This window comes from Streptomyces sp. CWNU-52B, assembly GCF_047444975.1.
In the GTDB taxonomy this organism is placed as follows: Bacteria; Actinomycetota; Actinomycetes; order Streptomycetales; family Streptomycetaceae; genus Streptomyces.
This window is the reverse complement of sequence record NZ_JBLFJV010000001.1, coordinates 218,921-243,724: the sequence shown is the minus strand read 5'-3', so window position 1 is coordinate 243,724 and position 24,804 is coordinate 218,921. Positions and strand designations below refer to the sequence as shown.

The 24,804-nt window shown below is 72.8% G+C and carries 24 protein-coding genes and 1 tRNA gene; 12 read left to right on the top strand and 13 right to left on the bottom strand.

Translation table 11 applies throughout. From position 1 onward, the window contains the following. Positions 1-1,721 (bottom strand): hypothetical protein (locus ACLVWQ_RS01035; RefSeq protein ID WP_414106123.1); only part of this gene is annotated, 1,721 nt, incomplete at its 3' end. Positions 1,722-1,879: 158 nt separating this feature from the next. On the opposite strand from ACLVWQ_RS01035, the gene ACLVWQ_RS01030 reads away from it, so the two are divergent. After that, positions 1,880-3,850 (top strand): AMP-dependent synthetase/ligase, encoded by a 1,971-nt coding sequence (locus tag ACLVWQ_RS01030; protein ID WP_414106122.1) that lies wholly within the window; start codon positions 1,880-1,882, stop codon positions 3,848-3,850. A gap of 148 nt (positions 3,851-3,998) precedes the next feature. On the opposite strand, the gene ACLVWQ_RS01025 is transcribed toward ACLVWQ_RS01030, so the two are convergent. After that, positions 3,999-4,409: a rodlin gene (locus ACLVWQ_RS01025; RefSeq protein WP_414106121.1), complete on the bottom strand. Its 411-nt coding sequence runs from the start codon at positions 4,407-4,409 to the stop codon at positions 3,999-4,001. Between the two features lie 214 nt (positions 4,410-4,623). Then, positions 4,624-5,037 carry a rodlin gene (locus ACLVWQ_RS01020; protein WP_414106120.1) on the bottom strand — a complete coding sequence of 138 codons (414 nt, stop codon included), beginning with the start codon at positions 5,035-5,037 and terminating at the stop codon, positions 4,624-4,626. Between the two features lie 264 nt (positions 5,038-5,301). Here ACLVWQ_RS01020 and ACLVWQ_RS01015 point away from each other — a divergent pair, with 264 nt between their 5' ends. From ACLVWQ_RS01015 to ACLVWQ_RS01000, 4 genes are all read left to right on the top strand, one after another. Next, positions 5,302-5,718: a rodlin gene (locus ACLVWQ_RS01015; RefSeq protein ID WP_414106119.1), complete on the top strand. Its 417-nt coding sequence runs from the start codon at positions 5,302-5,304 to the stop codon at positions 5,716-5,718. A 231-nt stretch (positions 5,719-5,949) separates the two neighbouring features. Beyond that, entirely contained in the window at positions 5,950-6,207 is a 258-nt protein-coding gene (locus tag ACLVWQ_RS01010) for a chaplin (RefSeq protein WP_414106118.1), read from the top strand. 104 nt (positions 6,208-6,311) lie between these two features. After that, complete coding sequence (locus tag ACLVWQ_RS01005) at positions 6,312-7,178, top strand: chaplin family protein (RefSeq protein WP_414106117.1); 867 nt, start codon at positions 6,312-6,314, stop codon at positions 7,176-7,178. 319 nt (positions 7,179-7,497) lie between these two features. Continuing rightward, positions 7,498-8,784, top strand: coding sequence for a glycoside hydrolase family 26 protein (locus tag ACLVWQ_RS01000; RefSeq protein ID WP_414106116.1), 1,287 nt, complete (start codon positions 7,498-7,500; stop codon positions 8,782-8,784). A 36-nt stretch (positions 8,785-8,820) separates the two neighbouring features. Here ACLVWQ_RS01000 and ACLVWQ_RS00995 read toward each other — a convergent pair whose 3' ends face one another. The 8 genes from ACLVWQ_RS00995 to ACLVWQ_RS00960 form a co-directional block, all read right to left on the bottom strand. Then, positions 8,821-9,993, bottom strand: a complete 1,173-nt coding sequence (locus tag ACLVWQ_RS00995) for a GNAT family N-acetyltransferase (protein ID WP_414106183.1) — start codon at positions 9,991-9,993, stop codon at positions 8,821-8,823. Between the two features lie 23 nt (positions 9,994-10,016). Next, entirely contained in the window at positions 10,017-10,673 is a 657-nt protein-coding gene (locus ACLVWQ_RS00990; protein ID WP_414106115.1) for a lipopolysaccharide biosynthesis protein, read from the bottom strand. Continuing rightward, on the bottom strand, positions 10,670-11,842 hold the full coding sequence (locus ACLVWQ_RS00985) for a glycosyltransferase (RefSeq protein ID WP_414106114.1): 1,173 nt from the start codon (positions 11,840-11,842) through the stop codon (positions 10,670-10,672). The genes ACLVWQ_RS00990 and ACLVWQ_RS00985 overlap by 4 nt, the downstream gene beginning before the upstream one ends. Next, positions 11,839-12,555 carry a polysaccharide deacetylase family protein gene (locus ACLVWQ_RS00980; protein ID WP_414106182.1) on the bottom strand — a complete coding sequence of 239 codons (717 nt, stop codon included), beginning with the start codon at positions 12,553-12,555 and terminating at the stop codon, positions 11,839-11,841. Before ACLVWQ_RS00980 ends, ACLVWQ_RS00985 begins: the two co-directional genes overlap by 4 nt. Positions 12,556-12,661: 106 nt before the next feature. Then, positions 12,662-14,545, bottom strand: a complete 1,884-nt coding sequence (murJ, locus tag ACLVWQ_RS00975) for a murein biosynthesis integral membrane protein MurJ (protein ID WP_414106113.1) — start codon at positions 14,543-14,545, stop codon at positions 12,662-12,664. Then, positions 14,542-15,867, bottom strand: a complete 1,326-nt coding sequence (locus ACLVWQ_RS00970) for an O-antigen ligase family protein (protein WP_414106112.1) — start codon at positions 15,865-15,867, stop codon at positions 14,542-14,544. Before ACLVWQ_RS00970 ends, murJ begins: the two co-directional genes overlap by 4 nt. 6 nt (positions 15,868-15,873) lie before the next feature. Beyond that, the gene (locus ACLVWQ_RS00965) at positions 15,874-17,502 is read right to left on the bottom strand and encodes an exopolysaccharide biosynthesis polyprenyl glycosylphosphotransferase (protein WP_414106111.1); all 1,629 of its coding nucleotides are present in this window, start codon (positions 17,500-17,502) and stop codon (positions 15,874-15,876) included. Continuing rightward, positions 17,499-18,761, bottom strand: a complete 1,263-nt coding sequence (locus tag ACLVWQ_RS00960) for a glycosyltransferase (protein ID WP_414106110.1) — start codon at positions 18,759-18,761, stop codon at positions 17,499-17,501. The genes ACLVWQ_RS00965 and ACLVWQ_RS00960 overlap by 4 nt, the downstream gene beginning before the upstream one ends. Positions 18,762-19,210: 449 nt before the next feature. Between ACLVWQ_RS00960 and ACLVWQ_RS00955 the strand changes: the two genes are divergently transcribed. From ACLVWQ_RS00955 to ACLVWQ_RS00925, 7 genes are all read left to right on the top strand, one after another. Next, positions 19,211-19,450 (top strand): chaplin, encoded by a 240-nt coding sequence (locus ACLVWQ_RS00955; protein WP_414106109.1) that lies wholly within the window; start codon positions 19,211-19,213, stop codon positions 19,448-19,450. Positions 19,451-19,720: 270 nt separating this feature from the next. Continuing rightward, positions 19,721-20,434, top strand: a complete 714-nt coding sequence (locus tag ACLVWQ_RS00950) for a hypothetical protein (protein ID WP_414106108.1) — start codon at positions 19,721-19,723, stop codon at positions 20,432-20,434. Positions 20,435-20,646: 212 nt separating this feature from the next. Next, a complete protein-coding gene (locus tag ACLVWQ_RS00945; RefSeq protein WP_414106107.1) occupies positions 20,647-20,943 on the top strand; it encodes a hypothetical protein in 297 nt (98 codons plus the stop codon). Positions 20,944-21,206: 263 nt separating this feature from the next. Continuing rightward, positions 21,207-21,704 (top strand): DUF5949 family protein, encoded by a 498-nt coding sequence (locus tag ACLVWQ_RS00940; protein WP_414106106.1) that lies wholly within the window; start codon positions 21,207-21,209, stop codon positions 21,702-21,704. Between the two features lie 247 nt (positions 21,705-21,951). Beyond that, a complete protein-coding gene (locus tag ACLVWQ_RS00935) occupies positions 21,952-22,458 on the top strand; it encodes a hypothetical protein (RefSeq protein WP_414106105.1) in 507 nt (168 codons plus the stop codon). A gap of 37 nt (positions 22,459-22,495) precedes the next feature. Next, positions 22,496-23,077 (top strand): tyrosinase family oxidase copper chaperone, encoded by a 582-nt coding sequence (locus ACLVWQ_RS00930; RefSeq protein ID WP_414106104.1) that lies wholly within the window; start codon positions 22,496-22,498, stop codon positions 23,075-23,077. Then, positions 23,061-23,927: a tyrosinase family protein gene (locus ACLVWQ_RS00925; protein WP_414106103.1), complete on the top strand. Its 867-nt coding sequence runs from the start codon at positions 23,061-23,063 to the stop codon at positions 23,925-23,927. Before ACLVWQ_RS00930 ends, ACLVWQ_RS00925 begins: the two co-directional genes overlap by 17 nt. An 89-nt stretch (positions 23,928-24,016) precedes the next feature. Here ACLVWQ_RS00925 and ACLVWQ_RS00920 read toward each other — a convergent pair whose 3' ends face one another. Together ACLVWQ_RS00920 and ACLVWQ_RS00915 are read right to left on the bottom strand one after the other, a co-directional pair. Next, positions 24,017-24,283, bottom strand: a complete 267-nt coding sequence (locus ACLVWQ_RS00920; protein ID WP_414106102.1) for a chaplin — start codon at positions 24,281-24,283, stop codon at positions 24,017-24,019. Positions 24,284-24,623: 340 nt separating this feature from the next. After that, positions 24,624-24,696: transfer RNA gene (locus ACLVWQ_RS00915), tRNA-Arg, on the bottom strand. Positions 24,697-24,804 lie beyond the last annotated feature (108 nt).

Here is a 24,804-nt window from a genome sequence, read left to right as displayed (position 1 = left end):
TCCGTACTGAACCGGAACGACGTCCGCTCCCACGCCCCCACCACGTTCCGAAGGAAACGCCCACGCGTCAGCGGCTCCCGTACCGCCGCGTTCAACTCGGCAAGCCCCCCACACCGCAGCGCCCGCCGCGCGGCGGCGAACTGGCCGGGGTCCACCCAGGCCGGCGCCGCCACCCCCCGGTCCGCCGCCAGCCAGGCCCCCGGCAGCCGCTTGTCGTGCCCCACCCGCCCCTCCCCGACCCGCTCGGAATGCGCGGCCAGGGGATAGGCGAGCCCGATCGGATCGAGCGCGGCCCCGTCCAGCGGCACGACCGCCCCGTTGAGCCCCAGCACCACATAGCTCGCCGTGACACCGGGCCCGCGGCCCGCCACGCTCCCCTCCTTGCCGAACAGCAGCACCGCCGCCCCCGACCGCCGAGCCGCCGCCACCTCCCGCACGTACGCCAGGTGATGCGGCGCCCCCGCGAAGGTGTGCCGGACCGGATGCGGATCGGCGTTGTGGCGCACGTACACCCCGCGTTCGTCCGCGATCCCCGCCGGCCCGATCTGCCCGCCGTACGGCATCCGCAGCCACCCCGCGCAGACCACCGCCCACAGCCCGACGCCGACCGCGGCCAGCGTGCCCACCCGGGTCACCGGGACCACGAAGACCGGCAGCAGCATCAACAGCAGCCCCGGCAGCAGCATCCGCCCATGCATGAAGTCCCCGCCGACCTTGACCACGTACAGCCAGCACAGCGCCCCGGCCACGACGGGCGCGAGCACGGGCACGACCCGCGCCACTCCGGGCCGCGGCGCCGCCCCGCCCCCGCGAAGGCCCCCGCCGGGAACCAGCACGGCCACCGCCACCAACACCGCGGGCACCCACAGCAGATACGGAGACGCGAAGTCCGCCAGATACCCGAACCCCCGCCCCCACAGGCTCCGCGAGGCCTCCTTCGTCACGGCGGGCAGCGGCACCAGATGCCCGTAGTACCCGGCCCGGAAGACCTCGTACGCGGCGGGCAGCACCCCCGCCGCCCCCGCACCCGCGAGCACACCCCGCCACGACGGCCGTACGAGCAGCCACTGGGCGCCCAGGAACACCACGGTCACCAGCCCCAGATCGGGCCGCACCAGAGGCCCGAGCCCGATGACGAACGACGTCACGAGCGAGGCGGGCCGCGCCGTGAGCGCCAGCCACGCCCCGGCGATCCAGCAGGTGGCGAGCCCCGTCTCCAGCCCCGAGGTGGCGAAGTCCCACACGGGAGGCAGCCCGAGCAGCACCAGCGACCCGAGCGGCACCACCGCGCGTCCGCCGTACGTCCGCAGCGCGCCGATCCCCGCCAGCGCGAACCCGGCGGCGGTCAGCAGCAGCCCCCCGTACACCGCGGCCGACGCCGGATCCGCCCCCGCCGCCCCGGCCCCGGCGAGCAGCCACTGCCACAGGGTGCCGGTCGACGACTCGACCCGCTCACCGGCGTTGAACACGGGCCCGTTCCCCGCCAGCACCTGCCGCACGGTCCGTACGTAGATGTAGGCGTCGTCGGACATCCACCGCCGCCGGTACCCCGCGCAGGCCACCAGCAGCGCGGGAACGAGCCACACCACCACCCGCAGCCGCCCGGCCCACAGGGCGCGGAACCCGGACGCGGCCCCGGACGGCGGCGGCACGGAGGAGGACGGGAGGCGGGAATCGGGCTTGCGGTACGAGGGATGCGCGGGCGAGTGCGTGGACGTCATGATCCGTTCATCGGCCCACGTCGCCCCGGGCTTGACGGCACCGGGCCGGCAAACCGTCTCTCGGCCCGCCGAAAATCTCCCCGGCTGTTGAAAATCCCCTACGCATGAGTAAGTTTACTCGGGAGTAAGTAAGCATCGAGCCGCGACCAGGAGCCGTCATGGGCGTACGCAGAGACCTGAGACAGGCCAAGAAGCGCACCGACCTGGCGGGCCGCGCCCGGGTCGACGTCACGAAGGACGAGCGCGGCGTCGTCCGTGAGGCGCGCATGCCCGCCCTCGCGGCGAGGAGCGCCACCGGCAGCACCGCCGACCTGCCCTTCGCCAACGCCGCCGAGGCCCCCGACGCCGTGGTCGTCCGGCGCGAGGAGAACGGCACCTGGCGGCCGGTGACCGCCGCCGCCTTCGCCCACGAGGTCGCCGCCGTCGCCAAGGGGCTGATAGCGGCGGGCCTCGAACCGGGCGGCCGGGTCGCGGTCATGTCCCGTACGCGCTACGAGTGGACGCTGTTCGACTTCGCGATCTGGGCCGCGGGCGGGCTGTCCGTCCCGGTGTATCCCACGTCCTCACCCGAGCAGATCGAGTGGATCGTCCGGGACTCCGGCACCCGCTTCGTCGTCGTGGAGACCCCGGAGAACGCCGCGGCGGTCACGGCCGGCACGGCGGACCACCCGGCGCCCCCGCACATCTGGCAGCTCGACGGCACAGCCGCGACCGGCGACGTCGGTGAAGTCGGCGGAGCCGTCGCGGAACTGACCGCCCGGGGGCGTGACGTGTCCGACGAGGAGGTCACCAAGCGGCGCACCGCGCTGGCCCCCGACACCGTCGCGACGATCTGCTACACCTCCGGCACCACCGGCAGGCCCAAGGGCTGCGTCCTCACCCACGCCAACCTGTACGCCGAGGCCGCGAACACCGTCGAGCTGCTCCACCCCATCTTCAAGGAGGTCACCGGCCAGCAGGCCTCGACCCTCCTCTTCCTGCCCCTGGCCCACATCCTGGGCCGCACCCTGCAGATCTCCTGCCTGATGGCCCGGATCGAGCTTGGTCACTTCCCGAGCATCAAGCCCGACGAACTGCGCCCGGCGCTCCGGGAGTTCCGGCCCACCTTCCTGGTCGGCGTGCCCTACCTCTTCGAGAAGATCCACGGCACGGGACGCGCCACCGCCGAACGGATCGGCCGCGGCGCCTCCTTCGACCGCGCGCACCGCGTCGGCGTCCGCTTCGGCGAGCTGCACCTCGACAAGTTCCTGGGCCGCGGCAAGGGCCCCGGCCTCGGTCTGTACGCCGCCTGGGCCCTGTACGACCTGCTGGTCTACCGCCGTATCCGCAAGGAGATCGGCGGCCGCACCCGCTACGCCATCAGCGGCGGCTCCCCGCTCGACCGCGACCTCAGCCTGTTCTTCTACACCGCCGGAATCATCATCTACGAGGGCTACGGACTGACGGAGACCACCGCCGCCGCGACGATCGTCCCGCCGCTGCGGCCCCGCCCCGGCACGGTCGGCCTCCCCGTGCCGGGCACGGCCGTGCGTATCGCCGAGGACGGCGAGGTGCTCATCAAGGGGGGCATCGTCTTCGGCGCGTACTGGAACGACCCGGTCGCCACCGACGCCGTCCTGACCGACGACTGGTTCGCGACCGGTGACCTGGGCGCGCTCGACGAGGACGGCTACCTCACCATCACCGGCCGGAAGAAGGACATCCTCGTCACCTCGGGCGGCAAGAACGTCTCCCCGGCCGTCCTGGAGGACCGGCTGCGCAGCCGCCCCCTGGTCGGCCAGTGCGTCGTCGTCGGCGACAACCGCCCCTACATCGCGGCCCTGCTCACCCTGGACCGGGAGGACCTCACCCACTGGCTGGACGTCCGCGGGATGCCGGCCGACACCCCGCTGTCCGAGCTCATCCACGACCCCCGGCTGCGCGCCGACGTCCAGAAGACCGTGGACCATGCGAACCAGGCCGTCTCCCGGGCCGAGTCGATCCGCGAGTTCGCGCTGGTGGAGGGCGAGTTCACCGAGGACAACGGCCTGCTGACCCCGTCCCTGAAGATCAAACGCCACGCGGTGACGGCGGCGTACGCGCAGGACATCCAGGCGCTGTACGAAGGCTCGGCGCCACCGGCACGCTAGACGCGGCGGATGCGGCGGATGTGACGGATCCAGTGGATGCAGTGGATGCGGTGGTCGCGGCAGAAGGCGGCGGCACGGAAACAGCGGGCCACCCCGAGGGGTGACCCGCTGTTCGCGGAGCTGCGGAGCTACGCGGAGCTGGGGAAGATCAGCTGCCGGCCGAGCCGTTGCCCGACAGGACCGGGATGTTGTCCAGGATGTGCGACAGGGGCTCGTCGCCCTTGGCCTGGGTGGAGTTCTCGGTGCACTGCTGGTTCTGCGGGGCCGACAGGATCGGCACGTCCTGCAGGACGGTGACCGGCACCAGGCCGACGAGCGAGGCCAGGTTGGCCTTGACCGGCAGGCCGACGCACGGCTTGTTCAGGGAGCCCTGCACGAGCGAGAGCTGGGGGCTCATCTTGCCGTGCGTGGCCTGGTTGCCGTACTTCTGGACGGAGCCGTTGCCGTTGGCGGTGGTGACGCCGTCGTCGTTGCCGATGGCCAGCGCCTGGGGCGCGGCGACGGCCGACAGACCGGCGACAGAGGCGGCAAGGGCCGCGGTCGCCATCAGCTTCTTCATGTTCGTTCCCTTTCGGAGAGTGGCCCCCGTAACGGAGCCGCATAGTCATCAACAGTGCGGTGGACGGTGCGGTTGCGGGGTTTGCCCCGATTGGCCCACAAGCTTTTCCTCGGGACCGGAGCCGGCGCGCCGCCGTTGACGTGACAGGGCAGTGACGTGGGACAGGGCAGCGGGCCGCCGGGGAGGCCGGCGGCCCGCAGGGTGGTACGGCAGATCAGCTGCCGGCCGAGCCGTTGCCCGAGAGCACCGGGATGTTGCTGAGGATGTGCGAGAGAGGCTCGTCGCCCTTGGCCTGGGTGGAGTTCTCGGTGCACTGCTGGTTCTGCGGGGCCGACAGGATCGGCACGTCCTGGGCGACCGTGACCGGCACCAGGCCGACGAGCGAGGCCAGGTTGGCCTTGGCCGGCAGGCCGATGCAGGGCTTGTTGAGCGAGCCCTGGATGAGCGCCATCTGCGGGCTCATGTCGCCGTGCGTGGACTGGTTGCCGTAGATCTGCGCGGCGTTGTTGCCGTTGGCGGTGGTGACACCGCTGTCGTTGCCGATCGCCATCGCCGAGGGGGCGGCGGCAGCCGAAACACCGGCGACGGAAGCGGCGACCGCCGCTGCAGCCATAACCTTCTTGATCACTTGCTGGTCCCTTCTGGAGTAAACCCCGTCCACCGGAGCGACCTGAACAACTGCCTCTGGCCCGCATAGTTGCTGCGGTTCACTCCGATGGCCCAGTTGAGAAGGCCGTTTGTATGACGCATGCGCGCGGGGGATCGCGCGAGGGATTCCGTGCCGAACGGATCGTCGAACGGGCCAACCGGGTGACACCTCGAAACCAATCGATCCGCCTCCGGTTGATGCGTGAGCAGGAACACGCGTGTCTGTCAGGAAAGGACCGGAAGAATGTTCAAGAAGGCAATGGCCACGGCCGCGGTCGCCGCTTCAGTCGTCGGTGTCTCGGCGGCGGGCGCGTCGCAGGCGCTTGCCATCGGCGACGACAGCGGCGTCACCACCGCCAACGGCAACGGCGCCGAGCAGGCGTACGGCAACGCCAAGACCCACGGCGACCTGAGCCCGCAGGGCCAGCTCGTGCAGGGCTCGCTCAACAAGCTCTGTGTCGGCCTGCCGGTCAAGGCCAACGCCGCCTCGCTGGTGGGCGTCCTGGTCCCGGTCACCGTTCTGCAGGACGTGCCGATCCTGTCGGCCCCGCAGAACCAGCAGTGCGCGGAGAACTCCACCCAGGCGAAGGGCGACGAGCCCCTGTCGCACCTCGTGGACGACATCCCGGTCCTCTCGGGCAACGGCTCCGTCGGCAGCTGACCCACCGTCCCGAAGGCACTCCTTTCCGGAGTGGCATGTGGGGGGGGGCATCGCGCGGGACGGCGTCCGGAGGGACGTCCTGTCGTCCGTCCCGCTCCGGGCGTTCGGGTGAAATACCGGAGAGTCGCACTTTCTGTCGTTTCTCAGGACCCCCACCCCTCGTTCAACAGCCCGCAGGTCATGGTGCGAGCCGTCCAGGCTGGGCTCGTCCGGTTTCGGCCGTCATTGGGCATGACCGCAGAGAAAGGGAAGTACGTGAAGCACAAGAAGAGTGCCGTCGTCATCGCCGGCGCGATCATGGCCATGGGCATGGCCGCCCCGGCCTTCGCCGACTCCGAGGCCGAGGGTGCCGCCATCGGCTCGCCCGGCGTCCTCTCCGGCAACGTGGTCCAGGTTCCCGTCCACATTCCCGTCAACGTGTGCGGCAACTCGATCAACGTGATCGGCCTGCTGAACCCGGCCTTCGGCAACACCTGCGTCAACGACTGACGTCGTAACGCACCAGCCGACCGGCTGAGTCTCGCCGGCCTTGGACCGCATTTCGGTGCCAAGGCCGGCTTTTCCCACTTCTACCAGCAGAGAAGACAACGAGAGTGCGACAGACCCTGAGCAAGGGAATGGTCGCGGCCGCCGCCGCGACGAGCATCTTGTCCCTGTACGGCACCCAGGCGTTCGCCGACTCGAACGCGAGTGGTGTCACAGCGGACTCGCCCGGTGTGCTGTCCGGCAACAACGTGCAGGCGCCGGTCAACGTGCCGGTGAACGCGTGCGGCAACTCCGTGAACGCGGTCGCCGCCCTCAACCCGGCGTTCGGCAACTCCTGCGCCACGCCCACGGGCAAGCACCGGAAGCCGGACGCGCCGCGCCACGAGGCCCAGGCTGGACACGGTTCGGACCACGGACAGGGCTCGGACCACGGGTACGGCCAGGACCACGGCTACGGCTCGGACCACGGTGACGGCTCCGGTCACCACGGTTACGGACACGACGGTTACGGGCACGACGGCTACGGTCACGACGGTGGCGGCGCGTCCGCCCACGGCGACGCGCAGGGTTCGCCCGGCGTCGGCTCGGGCAACGGGGTCAAGGCGCCGGTGGACGTGCCGGTGAACGCGTGCGGCAACTCCGTGGACCTGATCGGCCTGCTGAACCCCGTGTTCGGGAACAAGTGCGCGAACGACGACGGCCCGAAGGGCTACGGCGACGACGACACCCCGCCGACCACGCCCCCGTCGACGCCGCCGACCACGACGCCCCCCACCACGGGCCCGCCGCCGACGGTGCCGCCCACCACGGGCCCGCCGGCCACGACACCGCCGTCCACGCCCCCTTCGAGCAGGGGCCCGGAGCTGGCGCACACCGGCAGCGACGGCATGCTCGCGGCCTCGGCCGCCGGCGTGGGACTGCTGATCGGAGGAGCGGTTCTGTACCGACGTAACCGGGTCGCGTCCCATCGATGACCCGTCGGGTGCCGGGCGGGTGGCGACAGGCCGAGTGCCGGACGCCGCACGCCCGGCACCCGCACGCCCGGCACCCGCGCCGCGCGACGCCGTGCGCGTCATCCATCGGGACCAGTGCGGCGGGAACACCGGTGTCGAAGTGCGGCACGGCCGTCGTCCCTTGAGGTCTCGTCATAGGTCTCACTCGTGTGGGTGAGCGGCTTCTCCTCGGCGGACCGCCTCGGTTGGCGCAGTCCCCGTCCATGTGACTGAGTGTCAGTACCACGTCAGTGGATCAGTGGATCAGTGGACGGTGGAAAACGAAGCGCGAGGAGCGGACATGGCCCCACTGCAACGGACCCGAACAAGACGGCCGGCCTGTGCGGCCGCCTCACTCGCCACCTCACTCGCCACCGCGCTCGTCGCAGGACTGCTCGCCTCGGCCGCCCTCGCGACCGGTACGGGGTACGCCGCGGCAGCCGGCGCGGGGGAGCCGCCGCGGGCCGCGCCGACCGGCGCCGTGACGCCGGCGGCATCACCACGGCCCGAGCCGCCGAAGGAGCCGTCGCCGAAGGGGCCGACGCCGAAGAAGTCGTCGCAGGCGAAGGAGCCCGAGACCCCGGCGTTCGGCGCCTACTTGGACTACGGGCCCCGCGGGGTCGCCCGGATCGCCGAGCTCAGCCACTGGCTGGGCGGGGCCGATCTGCGCGTGGCGCACACCTATCTGCCGGGCGACCGCTGGAGCAACATCGAGGGCCTGCCCGGCTTCCTCGACGCCTGGGCCGACTGGCGGCGCGAGCGGGCCGACCGGCTCTTCGTCCTCAACGTCCCGATGCTGGAGCGCAACGAGGAGAACGTCTCCGACGAGGAGGTCCGGGAACTGCTGCGGCGTGGCGCCGAGGGGGAGTTCGACGACCACTTCCGCAAGCTGGCCGAGCGGCTCGTCGAACTGGAGACGCCCGACACCGTCATCGTGCTCGGCTGGGAGATGAACGGCACCACGTACACCCACCGCTGCGGGCCGGACCCCGAGGCATGGAAGACGTACTGGGACAGGATCGTCACCGCCATGAGGGCGGTACCGGGGCAGAAGTTCCGGTTCGACTTCACCCCGAACCGTGGCCGGGACGCCATTCCCTGGACCCAGTGCTATCCGGGCGACGAGACGGTCGACATCATCGGCATGGATTCGTACGACCAGCCGCGCGGGCAGTCGTTCGACGAGGCGGTCGCGGAGCCCTACGGACTCCAGGAGCACGTCGACTTCGCGAAGGCGCACGGGAAGCCGATCTCCTATCCGGAGTGGGGGCTCTTCCGCAACGGGGACAACGCGACGTACATGGAGCGCATGCTCGCCTGGCTGGACGAGCACAAACCGCTCTACAACACGCTCAGCGACTACTGCCCGCACGGTGTGTGGCAGTGCGACGACAACCCCAGGGCCTCCGAGATCTACCGGTCCGCGCTCTACGGCCGCACCGGTCCGGCCGACCCGGGACCCGAGCCGGTGGACCCGGCTCCGGCGCACCCGCCGAACTGCTCGCCGGTGGCGCTGGGCGACTGGGTGGAGTTCTGGCTCGGCGGGAGGCTCTGCCTGCGCTTCGACTGGTGGTCGCGCAGCCGCTGACCGCCGGCCGCTGATCCGAAGGCGGCGGCGGGCCGGTCACGGTCTGCCGCCGCCGCGTTCTCTCCAGGCGAGGAACCGGTCGAGCAGCTTCTTGCCCCGGTCGCGCGCGGCCACGTCACAGACGGCCGCCGTCATCAGCGGCGCCGTCCGCCGCCGGGCCAGCAGGAACCGCTGGTTGACCACGGGCCGCGGGCGCCAGTGGTGTTTGTAGGGCTCGTTGCCGCGCAGCAGACTCAGCACCCGGCGCGCGCCCGTCCCACCGGCCCCGCCCGTCCCGGTGTGCTGGGCGCAGGCGTGCAGCAGCATCGTCGCCACGTCCGCCTTGCGCTCCCGCAGCCGCGGATGCGCGCCGTAGAGGTAGCCGCCCGCCAACTGCCGTGACAGGAGCGTCAGATCGACCGCCACCACAGTGCCGTCCAGCCGGAACTCGGTCACCACCGCGTCCCCGGAGCGGACCATCGGGCCCACCGAGCGGACCAGATGCTCGGCGAACCGATCCTGCAGATGCTCGGTGGTCACCTTGCGCCCCTGCCACTGGAGCCGGTGCAGCTCCAGGAGCCGGTGCAGCGCCGTGTCCACCTCGACCGCAGGCACGGCACGTCCTTCGACGCCCAGCGCGGACAGTTTGCGCAGCTTGGCACGGACCCGCTGCTGAGCCTTGGCCGTCGCGAGCCGCCCGATCAGGTCGTCCATCGGCACGGCGGGCAGCTCCAGACAGAGCGAGTCGGGCACCCGCCGCCGGGGCCCGCGCCAGCTCGCGTACAGCCGCTCCACCGCCCCGCCGGGCCGCACCTCACGGAAGTCGATCAGCGCGGTGCGCGCGGCCGTGGCGAGGGCGTCGGCCAGCGCGGCGGCCGCGCGGTCGGAGCGCGCGCCGTCCTCGATCAGCACGTCACCGAAGTCGGAGATCGACCCGCCGAGCGGCACGAGGGCCGGCCACGGCTGCCGTACGAGCATCAGCGGGGCGGCGGCCACCAGATCACCGCCGTCGCGGACGAGCACGAGACGCAGCCGGCCGGACGTGCCGTAGGAGAGCCACCACGAGTGCAGCCAGGCGTGGCTCTGGAACGGGGTCGCGGTGCCGCACCGCCGGTACAGCAGTCCCCACTCCGCGGCCAGCCGGCCGAACTCCCGCTCGTCCGTGCAGAGCTGGGTGCGCAGTTCCGTACGCGCCGTGGCCGGGGCTTCGGTACGTGCCTCCGTGCGCAGGTCCGTCCGCTGTGCGGCGGTGTTCACAGCTGGCCGTGGACGTCGGCGGCCGTGGCGGGGCCCGGCACCGAGGCCGTGGGCGAGGGCTCCGTGGCGCGGCGCGGCCGGACCAGCAGGGCGAGCCCGCCGAGCAGACCGCCCGCGCTCGCGCCGACCAGACCGGTCACCCCGGCCGACGCCGAGGAGGCCTCGGTGGGTTTGATCGCCCGGGAGAACTGCAGCAGCTCCACGTGCGTGCTGTCCTCGGTGTCGTTCGCGTGCCGGGTCAGCGAGCGCGACACGGCGTTGGCGATGTCCGCGGCGAGGTCGGGACGTGCGGAGGTGGCGGTGACGGCGACCATCGGCGCGTCCGGCGAGGTCGCGGTCCGCACGCTCTCGCGCAGGGTCGACACCGGCACGCCCGCCCACACCTGGGCGTCCCCGAGCACCGCGAGCTGGGTGGCGACCCGCCCGTAGGCCTGCGCGAAGCCGAGCGCGGACGCCGGGTCCGACGTGTCGGTGGGGACGGCGATGACGTAACTCGTGGCGGTGTACTCCGGTGTCTTCAGGACGCCGTACGCGCCGCCTAGCACGCCGCCGAGGAGGGCGCCCGCGGCGAGCAGGGACCACGGGGGCAGCGCCTTGGCGCGGGCCAGTGCCGTTCCCGGCCGCCCGGTCGAACGGTTGGGGTTCTCGGTCATGTGGAACTCACTCCCAGAGTTGCGGCCGTGTAGATGTCCATGAGCCGGTCGGCACTGCGGGTGATGCTGTAGTGCCGGGCGGCTTCCGGTGCGGAGCGCGGTCCGGGGCCCTGCGCGCGGGCCTGCCGGACGGCCCGTACGAACGAGTCGGCGCCGCCCTGCACCCGCCGGGCGAGCGGCGCCGCGGCCTGGGGCAGGTCGGCGACGGCCGGGCAGGAGACGTAGAGCACGGGCAGGCCCGCCGCCAGGGCCTCCACGACGGCGAGCCCGAAGGCTTCCTCGGCGGAGGGAGAGGCGAGGAGGTCCATGGCTCCGGTCAGGGCGGGCAGATCGAGACCGGCGGGTCCGGCGGATCCAGTCGACTTGGCCGATCCGGTCGATCGGGTGGGCTCCGCGGGGCCGTTCGGGCGTTCGCCGGTGAACAGCACCCGGTCGGCGACCCCCCGCTGCCGGGCCAGGCGGCGCAGGACGTTCTCCTCGGGACCGCCGCCGACCAGCAGCAGCCAGACGTCGTCCGGCAGTTCGGCCAGCGCCCGGACGAGCACCTCGAACCGCTTGCCGGCCGTCAGCCGGCCGACACCGCCGATGACGTACGCCCCCTGCGGCAGCCCCAGCCGTCGGCGGGTGCTCTCGCGCAGGGCCGGGTCGAAGCGGAAACGGGCCACGTCGATGCCGTTCGGGACGACCTCGATGCGCGGTCCTGGCACGCCCCAGCGGCGCAGCCGTTCGGCGACCGTGGGAGAGACGGCGACCGTCGAGCGGCCCAGCCGCTCGCTGGCCAGATAGAGGCCCCGGACGCCCGCGGTGAGCCGGCGGCCCTCCAGCTGCGAGTCGCCGAGCGAGTGTTCGGTGGCAACGACCGCCCGCACCCCGGCGAGCCGCGCGGCGAGCCTGCCGTACACACAGGCCCGGTAGAGGTGCGTGTGGACGAGGTCGTAACGGCCGCCGTGGATCAGGCGGACGAGGCGGGGGAGCGCCGCCAGGTCGCGGTTGCCCCGCATGCCGAGGTGGGTGACGCGGACCCCGTCCGAGGCGAGGCCCTCGGCGACCGCGCCCGGGTTGGTGAGGGTCACCACGTCACAGTCGACGGGCAGGTTCCGCACCAGGAGGCGCAGTTGCTGCTCGGCCCCGCCGACACCGAGCCCGGTGATGACGTGCAGGGCCTTCACCGGGCCGCCTCCTTCGCCGGGGCGGCCGACGGCACCGGGCGTCTGCGGAGCCGGTGCAGGCGGTACTTGAGCAGCAGCCGCCAGGAGGTGTCGTTCTCCCCGATGTGGACCCGGGGGAGGGCGAAGGCACCGGTGAGCGGGCCGGGGTCGATCGCGCACGCGTAGCCGTACCCGGCGGCCCGTACGAGGTCGGCGACCCGCTGGTCGACCTTCCCGTACGGGTAGCACAGGCCCGCCACCTCACGGCCCGTCAGCTCGGAGAGCAGGACCCGGCTGCCGCCGACCTCGGCGCCCAGCAGCGCGTCGTCGGCCAGGGTGAGGTCGACGTGGGTGAGGCCGTGCGAGGCGATCTCCAGGCCCTCGGTGTCCGCGAGCCGGCGGATGCCGTCGGCGGTGAGGAGCGGTTTGCGGGGGCCGAGCGGATCCCACTCGTTCGTACCGCCCAGCCGGCCCGGCAGCACGAACACGGTGGCACCGAAGCCCAGGCGCCGCAGGACGGGGAGGGCGTTGTCGGCGAAGTCGGCGTACCCGTCGTCGAAGGTGAGGCCCACCAGACCCCGCCCCTCGCCGCGGGCACGGGCCGCGAGCAGGTCCGCCACGCTCACCCCGCGCAGGCCCCGGCGGCGCAGCCAGCCCAGCTGCCGTTCGAGGCGGTCGGGGGAGACCGTGACGCGGTACGGGTCGTCCGAGCAGTCGCCCACCGAGTGGTACATCGCCACCCACAGGGGGGCGACCGGGCCGGTATCGGCTGTGGCTTTGGCTTTGGTGGTGGTGGCGGTGGTGGCGGTTCTGTCGGGGGTGTCGGTGGTCTCGTTCGTGTCAGCGGGAACGGGCATGCGGCAGCCTTCGGGTGACGGAGCGGAGGGCGGTACGGAAGGCGGGTGCTACGGCCTGGACGCCGAGCAACCTGAGCAGCAGGACATAGACGACGGTGACGGTCAGACCGCCGGTGAGCAGGGCGAGTTCGGGCGAGTCGAAGCGGCTCGCGCACAGGGCTCCCGCCACGGCCGCGCACACGGCGGCACGGAACGGCTTGGTGAGTTCGTGGACGACCCGGCGGATGTGGATCGGCACGCTGCGCCGCTCGTCCATGCCGGACAGCAGCAGGGCCGCCGTGACGGTGATCCCGATCGCGTTGGCGGCGGCGATCCCCGACACTCCCCAGGCCCCGACGGTGCCCACGCCGATCCACGAGGTGGCGACGATGCCCGCGGCCATCGCCGCCAGCGGGTACCAGGAGGGGCGGCCGGCCGAGAAGTACGTCCGTACGAGCGCGCCCACCAGCGTGTGGCCGAGCAGCCCGACCGAGTAGACGCGCATGACGGTCGCCGTCGCCGCCGTGTCCTGCGCGGTGAACGCGCCCCGCTGGAAGAGGAGTTGGATGATCTGCGGAGCGCACGCGAAGACCGCCGCCGCACCCAGCAGCACTATGCACGAGGCCACCGCGACGTCGCGCTCCACTCGGTCGCGGGCCCGCTCGGTGTCGCCCTCGGCGATGGCCTGCGCCAGCACCGGGAAGGTGACGGTGCACAGCATCAGCGACAGGGTCATCGGGATCTGGGCCACCTTCTGCGCGTAGTTCAGGTGCGAGATGGCTCCGGAGGGGAGGTTCGAGGCGAGGAAGCGCTCGATGAGGACCTGGGACTGACGGCAGAGGGCGAAGAGCAGGACCGGGGTGATCAGGGCGAGGTCCACCGAGTGCGTCATGGACTCCCGGGGCTGCGTGGAGGTGTCCTCAGGACTGTGCCCGGCAGGGTTCTCGGCCGTGCCGTCGGCGGTGTTCCCGTCGGTCGTGGCCGGGCCGCGGTGGCGGCCGAAGAGCTGCCGGGCGAGGGCGGGGGCCTGCGCCGCCACCATCAGACAGCCGCCCACCGCGACGCCGACGGCCGCCGACCGGACCCCCCAGCGCCCGCCGAGCACGAACATCGCCGTGATGATGCCGGTGTTGTAGGCGACGTAGATCGCGGCGGGCGCCAGGAAACGGCGGTGCGCGCGCAGTGCCGCGCTGCAGTAACCGGCGAGCCCGAAGCTCAGGACACAGGTCGCCGTCAGCCGCGTGCAGTCGACGGCGAGCCCGGGGTCGGGCAGCCCCGGCGCGAGACCCGCGACCAGGTAGGGCGCCCCGGCGATCAGCAGCGCGGCGACCGCCACCAGGGCCAGCGCCATGCGGGGCAGCGTCGAGGCGACCAGCGCGCGCACGGGGTCCGCGCCACCGGCTCCGCGCGCCCGCCGGGCCACGGCCAGGCTGAACGCCGGGACCAGCACGAACGCCATCCCGTCCTCGATCAGCAGCGTCGCCGCGACCTCCGGCACGGTCCACGCGACCAGGAAGGCGTCCGTCTCGGTCCCGGCCCCGAAGAGATGCGCGAGCGCCTGGTCCCGGACCAGACCGAGCAGCGCGCCCGCGATGGAGAGGACCGCGGTGACGAGCGTGGCCTTGGCGAGGAACCCACGGGTGGGCGGGGCGACGTCGGCGGACGAGGACGTGTCGGACGCGCCGCCGGCCGGGGCGGTGTCGGCCGGCGGCGCGGTGGCCGACGCGGCGCGGGCGCCGGGCAGTGGGAAGCCGTCCTCGGCCGTGTCGAGGGCCCGGTTCTCGGCTCCGCTCCGGGTTCTGCCCAGGGCTCCGCTCTCGGCTCCGGCACGAGGGGCTCCCCGGGCCGTCGTACCCTCGCCCTCCGCCCGGGAAGGAGTCACCGTCATCGTTCCCCGGCCCCCTCGTCGGCCAGCGCCCACCAGGCGGCGAGGCCGAGGACCAGCGCGGTCAGCACGGTCGAGGGGCCGCCGATGTCCGCGTACACGAAGTCGACCAGCTGCCAGACCAGCAGCCCGCAGGCGACCAGCGCGCAGTCGAGGCCGCCCGGCGCACGCCGTACGCGCACGAGCCGCCGCAGCCCGCGCGCCAGCAGCGCCAGCCAGCTCCCGGCCAGCGCGAGCAGCCCCAGCAGGCCCTGCTCGCTGAGCACCAGCAAGTACATGTTGTGCGGTGAGAGAAGCGGCTGACGGTGGAATCCGGCGCCCGCCCCGTCCGTGTCACTGCCCGAGGACAGCGCGAGCGAGGCGTGTCCGTCGCGATGGTCGGGGAAGCCCTTCAGGCCGACCCCGGTGAGCGGCTGGTCGCGCCACATGTCGACGGCCGCCGTCCACATCGTGTACCGGTCGGTCACCGACTGGTCCGGCGCGTCCGCGACCTGCGTGATGCTGCTGATCCGCTCCTGGAGCATCGCGGTGCCCACTCCGAACCCGCCGACCAGGACCACCGCGGCGGCGGCCACCACCGCGAACACCGTGACGGCCCGCCGCAGCCCGGCGAGCGCGAGCTGCGCCCCGCACGTCACGGCCGTCGCGATCCACGCGCCCCGGCTGAACGACAGCGCGAGCGGCAGCAGCAGCGCCAGCGCGCACACCGCCGCCGCGGTCCGCTGCCGCGCGGACCCGGACCCGAGCGCGAGACCGAGCGCGCACACCAGACCGAACGCGACCACGGCCGCCATCCCCATGATGTCCGTCGGCCCGAACGTGCCCACGGCCCGGATCTCCTCGCCCATGTACGAGGCCCCGGTCCCGGTCACGTACTGGTGGACGCCGATCGCCCCCTGCCACAGCGCGAGTCCGACCAGGGACCAGGCGATCAGCCGCGCGTCACGGCGGTCACGGACCAGCAGCAGCACGGCCGCCGGCACCAGCACGAAGATCTGCAGATAGCGGACGAGCCCCGCGGCCCCCGTCCCGGCCGAGGCGGCGCCCGCCGTCGCGAGCGCGATCCCCACGACGGGCAGTCCGAGCACGACGGCCGCGGTACGGGACAGGGGGCGCCGCCGGCCGCGTACGAGCCGCAGCGCGCAGCACACCACGACCAGACCGGACACGGCGTCGGCCACGGTGCCGCCCCCGTCGCCGGAGACCGGCAGCGCGAGCGTGGCGACGAGGACGATCACGGGCAGCACGGGAAGGAAGCGGCGGGGCGCGGCGGTCACGGCGGCGACGGCGGCCGCGAGGGGCGGGGCGGACAGGACCTGGGCCACCGCTGCTCAGCTCCCCGTCGGACGGACGAACACGACCGCGGTGCGGGCCAGGATGCAGACGTCCTGCCAGAGCGACCAGTCGTCGATGTACGCGTTGTCGAAGCGGCAGCGGTCCTCGATCGAGGTGTCGCCGCGCAGCCCGTTGATCTGCGCGAGTCCGGTGATCCCGGTCCGCATCCGGTGGCGGGCCGCGTAACCCGGGTAGGTCTGGCTGAACTGGCCAACGAAGTAGGGGCGTTCGGGGCGCGGTCCGACCAGGCTCATGTCGCCCCGGAAGACGTTCCACAGCTGGAGCAGCTCGTCGAGCGAGGTCCGGCGCAGGAAGCGGCAGAACCAGGCCATCTCCTGTTCGTCGGCCACGCTCCAACGGATCGCCGCCTCGCGCGCGTCGACCGGCCGGTGCGTACGGAACTTCAGCAGGGTGAACGGCCGCCCGTCCTTGCCGACGCGCTCCTGCCGGAACACCACACCGGGCCCGTCGACGGCCCGCAGCACGACCGCGCACACCAGCAGCACCGGACCGGCCGCCAAGAGCAGCGCCCCGGAGACCAGTACGTCCAGCAGCCGTTTGCAGGCGCTCCCGTACCGCCGCCCGACAGGCAGCTGCCGGCAGGCGAACCCGGCGAGCCGCCCGGTCCGGTCGGTCCGGTCGGTCCGGTCGGCCCGTTCGGACACCGATGCCGATGCCGATGCCGATGCGGGTACGGGTGCGGGTGCTACTGCCGAGGCGTCCGCGTCCGCCTCCACCTCCCACACGGCGCAGCCCGACTCGCCCAAGGCCCGCAGCAGCGGCCCCTGTTCGGCCCGTGCGGCGGGGCCCACGGCGAGTACCACCTGTACGCCGTTCTGGATGAGCGCCCGGTGGACCTCCTCGCCGGTGGTCAGCACCGGCAGCCCCTCGGCGCCGTCCGCCTCGTCGGCGACGACGCCCACCGGCCGTACCCCGCACGCCGGATGCCTCAGGAAGGCGGCCGCCAGGCGCTGTGCGTCCGGGGCGCGGCCGACCACCAGGGCCGCGCGCGGGCGGCGCAGGAGCGCCAGGCGCCGGTGCCCGTGCACGACGGCGCGGCCCGCGCAGCTCGCCGCCGACTGCACCGCGCAGCCGAGGAGGAGCGTGCGGGCGGACAGCGCGTGCTCCGGCGAGTACGCCGCCACGAGGGCCGCGAGCGCACACCAGCTGACCGCGATCCGGCCGCACACGGCGGGCAGTTCGTCCAGGACGGCTGGCACGGCGGCGGCGCGGTACAGCGAGGCGCGCGCGTTGAGCCAGAGGTTGAGCCAGAGGGCGGCGAGCACCAGCAGGGCGAGCGGAAGCGGGCGCGCGAGCAGGTGCGGGATCTGGAGCGGGAGGGGGACCGGGAGCGTCCAGGGCAGCGCCAGACAGCCGCCGGCCAGGGCGGCGCCGATGTCCACGGCGGGCAGCGGCAGCCGCGAGGCCCGCCGTACGAAGGGCCGCTGACCGCTGGGGAACCGGAAGCCACGGGCGGTCTCGCGCGGCGGGACGACCGAGGTGACCGAGGTGACCGAGCCGGGTGAGGTGACCGAGCCGGGCGAGATCGGTGAGACGGGCGAGAATCCGTGGTCCGTCGCCCGCGGCCGGCCGCCGGGGGAGGGAACGGTACTTTCCGCAGTCACGTGTGGATGGACTCCCTGTACTCGGTGTGGCCCACGCCTGTCCGGCCCGTGCGGCCTCTGTGGCCCGTGTGGCCCATGTGGTCCGTGTTGTCCGTGTGCGCTTCGGTCGGCCAGGCGCCGATCAGATCGCGGTACACGTCGGCGACGGCCGCGGCGGTGTGCCGGACGTCGTGCGTGGTCGTTACGTACCGGCGTCCCTGATGGCCGAGCGACTCGCGCAGCAGGGGGTCGAGGAGCAGCTCGGCGACCGCCCCGGCCAGCGCCTCCGGCTGCTCGGGCGGCACCAGCGCGCGCGGCCCCTGGCCCGGCGGCAGGCTCTCGCGCGCCCCGTCCACATCGCTGATCACGACGGGCCGTCCGCAGGCCATGGCCTCCAGCGGCGCCAGCGCCATGCCCTCCCAGCGGGACGGCAGGACGGCCAGATCGGCGGCCTGGTACCAGGGCGCGGTGTCGCTGACGGCCCCGGCGAACAGCACGGAAGCGGGCGCCGAGGCCCGCAGCGCCGACGCGTCCGGCCCGTCGCCGACCAGCACGAGCCGCGCGGCGGGTACCCGTCGGGTCACCTCGTGCCAGGCCTCCAGAAGGACGTCCTGTCCCTTCTGCCGGCACAGCCGCCCGACGCAGACCACGAGCGGCGCCGCCGGATCGACCCCTTCGAGCAGCGGGATCGCGGCCCGTACGGTGTCCACGGGCGCCGGGTGGAAGCCCGTCAGGTCGATGCCGTTGGGGATGACGCTCCACCGTCCCCCGATGCCCGACCGCTGCCCGGTCCGCCGCTCGGCCTCGCTGACGCACACGATCCGCGACGCCCAACGCGCGCCGAGACGCTCCCAGTTGAGCGCGAGCAGCCCGGTGACCCCGCCGACGGCCTCGAACGACCAGGCGTGCGGCTGGAACACGGTCGGGACCCGCCCGCGCAGGGCGAGCCGCGCCACCAGCCCGGCCTTGGCGCTGTGCGCGTGCACCACGTCGGGGCGCACTTCCCGTACGAGCTCACGCAGAGTCCGTACCTCGCGGGCGAGCCGCGGTCCCGGGGAGCGGGTCGCGTGCCAGGGCCGTACACCGGCGCCCAGGGTCTCGGCCGTCGTCGCGAGAGTGCCGGTCGGTGGACAGGCGACGGTGACCTCCACGCCGACGGCCGACTGGGCCCGCACCAGGTCGGTGACCACGCGGGCCACCCCGCCGTCGACCGGCTGGGAGACGTGCAGGACCCGTGGCCTGGTCCGGGAGGGGCCAGGGCCGGTCGGTGACGGTCGCATGCGCGCTTTCCTCGCTCACGGGCGGCGCTCGGAGGGAGCGCGGGTGGAACTCGGACAGTCGGAAGGTGAAGGCGAGTCAGGCCCTTTCGGCGAAAAATCGGGAGAATTTTCGACGGAAGAGGTGAGGGAGAAGCGCTGGCCTTCTGACCCTTATGGGCGGACGAGTTGTGTACATCACACGAGGGCCGCCATGGCTTTCCCGTCCGTTTCACGCCTTTTACGGTGATCTGAGGAGAGATGTAACTGTAGTCGCTATCCGTATTTATCAGGGAAACCTGTCAAGTGTGTCGGAATCGTGTGCATGTCTCGGCATAACCTCCTGACCCGCATCTGGTAACGGCTCGGAGCGTCACTCTTTTGGAGGCACAACCCGTGCCGGGGCCGCGCGTTGATTCCAGAGCCGGGCACCCCGCCCCGGCTGTTGTTTCAATCCCAAGGAGCACCTCTCCATGTCGCGTATCGCGAAGGGCCTGGTCCTTACCTCCGTTGCCGCCGCCGCCATGGCCGGCACCGCCGGCATCGCCGCCGCCGACAGCGACGCGCACGGCGCCGCCGCCCACTCCCCGGGTGTCCTGTCGGGCAACCTGGTGCAGGTCCCCGTCCACGTGCCGGTCAACGTGTGCGGCAACACCGTGGACGTCATCGCCCTGCTGAACCCCGCGTTCGGCAACCAGTGCGCGAACGACTGACGTACCGGCTCAGTCCTTGATCGGCCGCCCTCCCGTCCGGGAGGGCGGCCGATCGGCGTTGCCCCGAATGGGGGGAGGGACGGCAGGTGCCCCCGGCGGGCTCGGGCATGGCGCCTCACCAGGGACAACGGTCACAGCGGCGGACGCGGACCGTTGCGTCGCGTGACGGCTCGGTTGCAGGCGGCGGTCACCGCTTCCACGGTGAGGACAGAACTCGACGAACTCGTCGTGGCCTTGTCCCCGTCACCGTCCCTGCCGAAAGGACCCTTCATGCGCGCTCTGCCCGTACGGCGTCTCGCCACCTCCGCGCTCTGTGCCACGTTCCTGCTGGGGATCGCCGGACCCGTCGCCGTGGCCGCCGGCCACGACTCGGCGCCCGGCGCCCGTGCCGTGACCGCCCAGGCGCCGGTGCCCGACGCGGACGCGCTGCTGGCGCAGACCCAGAGCCTCGGATCCGTCGCCGGAGTGCTGCGGCCGGTCACCGACCTGCTCGCCGCCGTGCTCAAGGCCGACAACGGGCAGCTCCCCGCCGCCGACTCCGCCAAGCTCGCCGACGCGGTGAAGGAGGCCGTCGCCAAGGCGACCGCGGCGGCCCCGGCGGCCCCGGCCGTTCCGCAGGCGCCGCCGCAGACCCTGCCGTCGACGACGCCGAACAAGCCCAACGAGCCGAAGGCACCCGGCACGCCGTCGGGGCCGGTCGCTCCGCCGTCCACCCTGCCCGCGCTGCCCGGCGCCCCCGCGCTCCCGGCGCCGCAGGACGACGCCGAACCGGTGGCCGCGCCCGACCTCAGGGCCGACGCGCTCAAGGCCCTGCAGGGCTCGGTCGATGCCCTGGTGGAGGCGGCGAGCGGCGGTGACGCCGCCGCGGTGAAAACGGCCTCGACCGCGGTCGTGACCAAGGCCGTCAACTTCGTCGCCGCCGTCGCGGTGGGCGGCGGCCTGCCCGCACCGACCCTGCCCGGCCTGCCCGGCCTGCCGTCCTGAGCGGGGACGGCGGTTGAGGCGAAGCAGCCGCCGTCCCGACCGTCGGGCCGGCCCGTGTCCCGGGCCGGCCCGACGGCTGTCCGCAGGAATTTTCGGCGTACGGGGTTTCCGTCCCGACCACAGGTCGTTGGGCAGGACAGGAAGCTGTGCAGGACATGCCTGGACACCGAGAATTCCCTCCGGTGGCGTGAGTCGCCGAAGAAAGGAACACGATGAAGTCCCTGAAGGCCGCCGCTGTCGTTGCCGGGTCCATGGTCGTCGCTGGTGTCGCCGCACCCGCCTTCGCCGCCGACGTAGCGCCCCCCACGAGCCTGAACGGCGGCCTCAACTCGGCCCTCACCCAGCTCACCACCGAGCCGGTGGACGCCATGCCCCTGCAGTCGCAGTCGAGGGCGCTCGACACGGAGAACAAGGACTCCGCGCTCAGCACCGTCAACGACGTGACGAAGGCCTTGAACTCGGCGGGCGGGGCCACGGCTCTCCTGGGCGGACTCCCGCTCCAGAAGTAGCGACGCCGAACAACGTCTCGAACAACGTCTCGAACGGCGTCTCGAACGGCGCCTCGAACAGCGCATCGAGCAGCGTTCAGGAAACTGCATCGTCACGTGGGGCCGGTCGCACGACACGCGGCCGGCCCCACGCTTGGCCCGCCTGCCGTTCCCTCTGTCGTTCCCTCGGCTGTTCCCTCGTTCGTGTAGAGACCTCCATGGAAATCCCCCGGGCGAGTGAGAAAGGGCGCGGGCGCGTTCCGGTACGCCGTTACGGTTCCGCGGTGACTTCAATCTCCAGTGAAACGCGCCCCTTTCCCGCCGCGGATCTCGGCACGCTCGTCGTCATGGCGTGGAGCGGCGAACAGCCCGACGGTGACATGCCCTACCTCCTGGCCTACCCGCTCGGCGACGGCGCGAGCGGACCGGAGGGTTCCGCGGCCGCCGTCGAGCGGCTGTTGAGCGCCAACGGGCTGTCCCTCGGCGACACGGTCGTCGACGCCACCCGGCAGCCGAGCTTCCCGGTCCGGCTCCTCGTCGAGGCGGGTCAGGCCGTCGTCAGCACCGCCCAGCTCAACGCCCAGTGCCCCGTGCCGCCGGAGTGGCTCGCCGCGGTCGGCGAACGCGGCTACGCCTACCTCCTGTTCACCACCCGCCCGTGGCCGGAGGCCGAGCCGGGCAGGCCCGTCGAGCCGGAGGCGCTTGCCGTCTTCGCCGGTGCCGAGGAGACCCTGAACAACGCGGCGCACGCCTTGCTCCCGGCGCGCAGCCTGCGTGGCTGACCGGGTTCCGGACCGGACTGGGCAGGACCGGACTGGGCGGGACCGGGCCGGGCGGGACCGGGCCGGGCTGCTGGGCGGGCGGCACTCCCGTACCGGTGGGACAGGCGGATGAGCTGACGATTACGTCGAACGGGGGAATTTTGACCTGGTCCCGTGCGCCGGGTCGTTACCTGTTGCGGACACACACACCGCGGACACCCCCTCCCGAATCCCGAAATCCAGACATCCCGAAAGGCCCGTACCTGAGATGAAGTCGACCACCCGAGGGACCCTCGCAGCCGTCGTGACCTGTGTGGCGGCCGCCGTCGCGACGCCCGCTGTCGCGGCTGACGGGGTTCCGGTCGCCGTGCCCCTGGAAGGTGTGGAGCACTCCCTGAACATGGAGATGCCCAGGATCGGCGGCACCGTGCCGCTGCTCACGCCGGGCAGCCCCGACGGGCCGCGGTACGTCGAGGGCCGGCTGCTGCCGGACCGGGCTGTCCCGCAGCTGCCCGTCACCAGCGACCTGCCTTCGCTGGATCTGCGTACGCCGCTGCCGCGCGTGCTCGGGGACTCCTTCGACCACCTCACCGCGAGCACGCCCACCTCGGGGCTGCGCGCCCTGACCCCTGGCGCCTCGCTGGACGCCCCGCTGACCGCGCCGCGTCCGGAGCAGCTCGGCCTCCCGGCCCCGAAGCTGCCCGAGGTCGGCGTCCTCGCCCCGGTGCTGCAGGCGGCCCCGGGGGCGACCTTGGGCCTCGCGCCCGGACTGTAGGACGTGTCGAAGGGGGCGGGCGGGCGGAGGAGTGCGGGTGGGAGCGGAGAACGGCATGCGGGGTGACGGCGTGCGGGATGACGAGACGCGGAGTGACGGTACGCGGCGGGGTGTCCTGAGAGGGCTGCTCGCCACGGCCGTGGCGGTGGTCCTGTCCCCGCTGGTCACGGCATCGAGGCCGGCACGCGAGGAGCCGCACGCCGTGGGGGCGCCGCCCGGTGGGCCCTCCGGCGCGCCGGTCGTGGACCGGTCCCGTGAACTGGCCGAGTTCGAGGCGGAGTTCGCCGCCGGGTTCGACGAGATGTACGGCGGCTCCCGGATCCGCGGGACCAAGGACGCGACGAGTGGACCGCGCGCGAGCGGAACGCGTACGGCAGGCGCCGTGCGTGCGGCCCCCGCGGGGTCGTGGCGAGTCACCGTGGACGACCGGCCGTTGCCGCTCATGCGGCGGGCCGACGGCGGCTATCTGACGATGATCGACCACTACCAGTCGTACCCGACCCCGCTGGCCGCCGCCCGCGCGGCCGTCGACGAACTGGGCGGCACACTGCGGCTGCGCGAGGCCGTTATGGGGACGGCGGAGCAGGGGGAGGGGCACGGACATGGCGTACACGCGTAAGAACGTGAGCGCGTTGACGCGTACCGAGAAGCGCAGGCTCGTCGACGCGTTCCTGGCGGTCAAACGCACCGGCGAGTACGACGAATTCGTCCGCGTGCACATCGACCACTACGTGTCGGACGGCGACGGCGGGCTGCGCGCGGCCCATATGACGCCCTCCTTCCTGCCCTGGCACCGGCAGTTCCTGCTGGACCTGGAGCGGGCGCTGCGCCGGGTGGACTCCGGGGTGTCCGTGCCGTACTGGGACTGGACGAAGGACCGCACCCCGGCCGCCTCCCTGTGGGGGGAGGACCTCCTGGGGGGCAACGGGCGCGCGTCCGACCACCAGGTGACGACCGGCCCCTTCGCCCGCCGGAACAAGAAGTGGATCGTCAAGGAGTCGATGACCGACGGCGACTACCTCACACGGGATTTCGGCCGCCCCCGTGATCCGCTCGCCCTGCCCACCGCGGCCGAACTCGCGAAGGCCCTCGACGACTCCGTGTACGACGCGGAGCCCTGGGACTCCACCGCCCGCCGCGGTTTCCGGAACAAGCTGGAGGGTTGGGGGACCGGGCGGGGCAACGACGCCTGGCGCAACCACAACCGCGTCCACCGCTGGGTCGGCGGGCACATGCTGGGCGGGGGTTCCGTCAACGACCCCGTCTTCTGGCTGCACCACTCCTTCGTGGACCTGCTCTGGACGCGCTGGCAGAAACGGCATCAGGGGGCGCGGTACCTCCCCGCGGCACCGCCGGGGCTCGGCGACCGGCAGCGCGGGCGGATCGTGGCGCGGCACGAGGCGATGCCGCCGTGGAGCGTGACGCCGGACGAGATGGAGGACGTCAGCCGGATCTACCGGTACGTGTGAGTGCCGGCCCCTCCGGGTGACGGGTGGGGCGACAGGAAGCCCCCGGCGGTGCGTACCGTCGGGGGCCTTCGTGTCGTCGGGGCGGTGGCTCAGTAGCCGTAGCCGTGGGGCGCGCTGCTGATGTTCGCGCACTGGTTGCCGAACGCCGGGTTCAGCAGGGCGATGACGTTCACGGTGTTGCCGCAGACGTTGACCGGCACGTGGACCGGGACCTGGACGAGGTTGCCCGACGCGACGCCGGGCGAGCCGACGGCCTTGCCCGCGGCGTCCGCGTCCGCCATGGCCAGACCGGCACCACTGAGCACAACGGCACTCGTGCCGAGCGCGACACAGGCTGCCTTAGCGATGCGAGACATCACGTTTCTCCTTCGAATCGGTGAGCGCGGCAGCATGAACGCGACCGCACTGTCCCTTCAACGCGAGGACTCACGGCGGGTAACGGTGCGCGACGGCACATCATCCACGACGACTCCACGGGGACGCCGCACACGGGGCGTCGAGTCGTATGAGCTGCTCGGACCAGGGGCAGTGGGGCACCGCCTGGGGGCGGTCCGCCCCCGACATCGAAGGGCTCGGCGCCCTGGCAGCCCCGGACACGGTTCCCGACGCCGCGCTGACCTCGCGCTCAGCCGACGGCGAACTCGGGTGCCCTTCAGCGGACCTTCTGCCCCGTGTCCCAGGTGAGAAGGGTTGCGGCGCCCCCGGCAGGACTCGAACCTGCGGCCAAGCGCTTAGAAGGCGCCTGCTCTATCCACTGAGCTACGGGGGCCGGGTGTGGTGGCCGGTGGTGCTGGTGCCCGGGTGCGGGCGTGGCTGTGACCTTGCCGGGGACAAGGATAGAGGTCCTGGGTCCCTGCGCTTCGCCCTTCACCTCCGT